The 1,412-nt window shown below is 53.1% G+C and carries 1 rRNA gene; it reads right to left on the bottom strand.

Features of this window, described 5'->3' with window-relative positions:
• Positions 1–12: 12 nt before the first annotated feature.
• A 23S ribosomal RNA gene (locus ACMVME_RS22765) occupies positions 13–1,412 on the bottom strand; the annotation flags it as partial.

Raw genomic sequence — 1,412 nt, 5'->3', positions numbered from 1 at the left:
CTTCGGCGTTGTAAGGTTAAGCCTCACGGTTCATTAGTATCGGTTAGCTCAACGCATCGCTGCGCTTACACACCCGACCTATCAACGTCGTAGTCTTCAACGTTCCTTCAGGAGACTTAAAGTCTCAGGGAGAACTCATCTCGGGGCAAGTTTCGTGCTTAGATGCTTTCAGCACTTATCTCTTCCGCATTTAGCTACCGGGCAGTGCCATTGGCATGACAACCCGAACACCAGTGATGCGTCCACTCCGGTCCTCTCGTACTAGGAGCAGCCCCCCTCAATTCTCCAGCGCCCACGGCAGATAGGGACCGAACTGTCTCACGACGTTCTAAACCCAGCTCGCGTACCACTTTAAATGGCGAACAGCCATACCCTTGGGACCTACTTCAGCCCCAGGATGTGATGAGCCGACATCGAGGTGCCAAACACCGCCGTCGATATGAACTCTTGGGCGGTATCAGCCTGTTATCCCCGGAGTACCTTTTATCCGTTGAGCGATGGCCCTTCCATTCAGAACCACCGGATCACTATGACCTGCTTTCGCACCTGCTCGAGCCGTCACTCTCGCAGTCAAGCTAGCTTATGCCATTGCACTAACCTCCTGATGTCCGACCAGGATTAGCTAACCTTCGTGCTCCTCCGTTACTCTTTGGGAGGAGACCGCCCCAGTCAAACTACCCACCAGACACTGTCCGCAACCCGGATCACGGGTCTACGTTAGAACACCAGCCATTAAAGGGTGGTATTTCAAGGTTGGCTCCACGCAGACTGGCGTCCACGCTTCAAAGCCTCCCACCTATCCTACACATCAAGGACCAGTGTTCAGTGTCAAGCTATAGTAAAGGTTCACGGGGTCTTTCCGTCTTGCCGCGGGTACACTGCATCTTCACAGCGAGTTCAATTTCACTGAGTCTCGGGTGGAGACAGCCTGGCCATCATTACGCCATTCGTGCAGGTCGGAACTTACCCGACAAGGAATTTCGCTACCTTAGGACCGTTATAGTTACGGCCGCCGTTTACCGGGGCTTCGATCAAGAGCTTCGCGTTACCGCTAACCCCATCAATTAACCTTCCGGCACCGGGCAGGCGTCACACCGTATACGTCCACTTTCGTGTTTGCACAGTGCTGTGTTTTTAATAAACAGTTGCAGCCAGCTGGTATCTTCGACTGATTTCAGCTCCACCCGCAGGGGCTTCACCTACATATCAGCGTGCCTTCTCCCGAAGTTACGGCACCATTTTGCCTAGTTCCTTCACCCGAGTTCTCTCAAGCGCCTTGGTATTCTCTACCTGACCACCTGTGTCGGTTTGGGGTACGATTTGATGTTACCTGATGCTTAGAGGCTTTTCCTGGAAGCAGGGCATTTGTTACTTCAGCACCGTAGTGCCTCGTCATCACACCTCAGCGTTAA

The sequence above is a fragment of the Enterobacter cloacae complex sp. 2024EL-00711 genome (assembly GCF_047529885.1).
Taxonomy (GTDB): domain Bacteria; phylum Pseudomonadota; class Gammaproteobacteria; order Enterobacterales; family Enterobacteriaceae; genus Enterobacter; species Enterobacter ludwigii.
The sequence above is the reverse complement of the archived record's forward strand: the minus strand, read 5'-3'. Positions and strand labels throughout refer to the sequence as shown.